Below are 3,633 nucleotides of genomic sequence, written 5' to 3'. Positions count from 1 at the left end.
GACTCCAACTCCACACCACCCACCATCGACACCCCACGCAACACAGCCCCACCACCACCAGCCACCAACCCACCCGCCAACTCCACCCAATGCCCCGCCAACCGCTCCACAGACCCCGCATCGAACAAATCCGTGCTGTATTCGACGGCCGCCAGCAACTCGCCCTCGCGTTCCTCGAATTCGAGCATGAAGTCGAACGGAAGGGCGTCTCGCGACACGCCCATGGGCTCGATGCAAAGCCCGGGGAAGTCCGGCGCCGGGCCTGTCGCACCCTGAAGCACCACCATGGCTTGGACCAGCGGCATGCGGCTGGGATCGCGCTCGGGAGCCACGGCTTCCACCACACGGTCGAAGGGCACCTTCTGGTGGTCGAACGCCTCCAGTACGGTGTCCTTCACTGTCCTCAGGAACTCGCCCATCGTCTCTCCCCCGTCCACATGCGACCGCAGGACCAGGGTGTTCACGAAGAAGCCGACCAGGTTCTCAAGCTCCGCACGGTCGCGTCCTGCCGTCGCCGTGCCCACGGCGATGTCGTCCTGTCCGCTGTACCGTGCGAGCAGAAGCTGTGTGACCGCCGTCAGCGTCACGAACAGGCTCGCGCCCTGCTCCCGGCCGAGCCTGGCCAGTCCGGCCGCCAGCTCGGACGGGACGGCGAAGGTGTGCACGGCGCCCGCACCGCTCCGCACCGTCGGCCGGGGCCGGTCCGTCGGCAGTTCCAGCGGCTCCATGCCTGCCAACCGTTCCCGCCAGTACGCAAGGCCGTCGGCCAGTTCGGCATCGGTGAGCCGGTCGTGCTGCCAGGACGCGTAGTCGGCGTACTGGATGGGCAGTTCCGGCAATTCTGCGGCGCCGCCGTGCAGTGCCGCCGCGTAGCACGTGGCCAGTTCTCCGGTCAGTACGTCCAGCGAGCGGCCGTCGCTGATGATGTGGTGCATCGAGAGCAGCAGGGCATGCCGATCGGCGGCGAGCCGCACCACCAGAACCCGGAAGAGCGGGCCGACCCGGAGATCGAACGGCGTGAGCAGACGCTCTTGCAGGATCCGATCAGCAGAGGCATGGACACCGGCATTGGCATCGGCATTGGCATCGATGTCAGCGTCGCGGTGGCAGTCCTTCGCATCCCCCTTCCCAGTCCGGGAGAGGTCGAGATACTCGACCGGAATTGTCATCAGTGGGTGGACCACCTGGATCACCCGGCCGTCCACCGAGTCGAAGGTCGTACGAAGCCCTTCGTGCCGCGCGACGATCTGCGCAACCGCCCGTTCCAGCGCACCGATGTCCAAGACCCCCGTCATCCGCAGCGCAAGGCCGGAGTTGTACTCCACACCCCCGGGGCTGAACTCCTCCAGAAACCACAACCGTCGCTGCGCGAAGGACGCCGGCAGCTCGGCTCCACGGTCCACGGGCTTGATGGCATCCGCATCCGGGGCCACCGCCTGGCCGGCCATCCGTTCGCGCAGCAGAGCCTGCAGGTGCTCCGGCAGCGCGCTGATCCGGCTTTCCCGCGACGGTGGCGTGCTCATCTCATATCTCCCTGTACGCATGACAAAAGAACGACCGGCGGAGAACCCTCCGGCCCCCGCCGAACACGGCGGGGGCCTGCTTCTCCTGGACTGATGAAGTTGATGAAGGTTGGTTCAACCGAAGTGGCAGGCCGACCGGGTCTCAGCCCCTGCACACACTCCGCAGAGCGGCGACGAAGCCCTCCGCCAGGGCGGCGACCGTTGATTCCCGGTGGATCGCCGCGGAGTAGTACCAGGTGACGACGAACCGGCCCTCGTCCACTGCGGCGACGACGTCGATCAGGTGGTTGCGCTCCTGCTCCGGCCCGTGTTCGGGGCCGACCGCCGGCAGCGACGTTCCGAGCAGCCTGTTCTCGGCGGACTCGCCGGTGCCGCCGAACTGCCCCAGATAGTTGAAGCTGATGCGCGGGTCCGGGTCGCCGGCCAGATCCCCACCGAGGTAGCGCAGGGCACCGTATCCGACACCGCGATCCGGTACGGACCTGAGCTGGCGCTTCACCGACCGCATGGTCGCCGGCCAGTCGTCCTCGGCGCCTTCGGACTCCTGATCCGGGAGCGTGAGGGCGACCGGGTAGATGGAGGTGAACCAGCCGACGGTACGGGTCAGATCCGTGTCGTCGAAGATCTCCTCCCGGCCGTGCCCTTCCAGGTTGACCGCGACCCGGTCCGCGCCCGTCCACGTGCGCAGGGTCCGTGCCAGGGCGGCGAGCAGCACGTCGTTGATCTGCGTACGGAACCGGCCCGGCACCTGGTGCAGGAGCGCGTGGGTCTCATCCGCATCGAGATGGGCCATGACCGCGGCCTGGTCGGCCACCTTGTTCCCGGCACCCGGTGTGTCGAGCGGCAACTCGAATGCCGCGGACGCCGTCACCGACCGCCAGTACTCGACCTGTTCACCGAACCCGCCGGCCTGGACATGGCCGTTGAGCCGGTCCGCCCAGTAACGCACGGACGTCGACTTGGGCCCGAGATCGGTCGCCCCGACGGATACGACCTGGTCGTACGCCGTGGCGAGATCGCTCAGGAGCAGGCGCCAGGAAACGCCGTCGATGACGAGATGATGCGCGGTGATCAGCAGACGGAGCCGGCCACCGCCCTCGCCCGGCCTGCCCACCACGAAGCGTACGAGCGGCCCGTGTTCGAGATCCAGCCCCGCCTTCGTACGGGTCGCCAGGGCCTGCCAGTCACTGTCCTCGTCCGGTACGGAGGGCAGGTCATGGACGGTGAAGACGGCGTCCAGGTCCACGGCGGCGACGATGTGCCCGGCCCATGTCCCGTCCGCCGTACGGAGGAACGTGGAGCGCAGGGCGTCGTGGTGGTCCAGCAGGCCGCCGACCGCTGTCCGCAAGGCGTCGAGGTCGACATCGGCGGGCAGGGCGAAAGCAGTCGACATGTTGTAGTGCTCCGGGGCCACCGGATGGGTGCCGAAGAACCACTCCCGTACCGGGGTCGGAGCCACCGCTCCCAGGACGAGGCCCTGTTGGGCTCCGCTGTCGTCCGCCTCGGCACCGGCTTCGTCGATCTCCGTCGCCAGTGCGGAGATGGTGGGGTGGAGGAAAATGTCGCGGGAGGTGAGGGCGAGTCCGGCGCGGCGGGCTCGGGAGACGACTTGGAGGCTGATGATGGAGTCGCCACCGAGGTCGAAGAAGTTGTCCTCGGTTCCGATCCGTTCCAGCCCGAGGACTTCGGCCCAGACCTCGCACAGGACACGCTCGGTCTCGTTGCGCGGAGCGACATACACCTCGTCGGCGGTCGTGAACTCGGGTGCGGGCAGCGCACGCCGGTCCAGCTTCCCGTTGGCATTCAGCGGCAGCGCGTCCAGCACGACGAAGGCAGCCGGGACCATGTACTCCGGCAGCGCGGACGCGACATGCGCACGCAGGACAGCCGCATCCATGCCTCCACCGCCCGCCACCACGTAGGCCACGAGCCGCTTCACCCCCGGAGCATCCTCACGGGCCACCACCACGGCCGCGCTCACGGCCTCGTGACGGGTCAGTACGGCCTCAATCTCGCCCAGCTCGATGCGGAAACCCCGCACCTTGACCTGGTCATCACCACGCCCCGCATACTCCAACGACCCATCCACATGCCACCGCACCACATCACC

2 protein-coding genes are annotated in these 3,633 nt (G+C 68.1%); both read right to left on the bottom strand.

Annotation, left to right across the window (positions count from 1 at the left end; genetic code table 11):
* A partial coding sequence (locus tag ACFXKG_RS41065; RefSeq protein ID WP_384850683.1) for a condensation domain-containing protein occupies positions 1-1,523 on the bottom strand: 1,523 nt, incomplete at its 3' end.
* 142 nt (positions 1,524-1,665) lie between these two features.
* Positions 1,666-3,633: condensation domain-containing protein (locus ACFXKG_RS41060; protein ID WP_384850680.1), on the bottom strand; the 1,968-nt coding region annotated here is incomplete at its 5' end.

The organism is Streptomyces sp. NPDC059255, assembly GCF_042752355.1.
In the GTDB taxonomy this organism is placed as follows: domain Bacteria; phylum Actinomycetota; class Actinomycetes; order Streptomycetales; family Streptomycetaceae; genus Streptomyces.
This window is presented reverse-complemented; position numbering and strand designations above follow the sequence as displayed.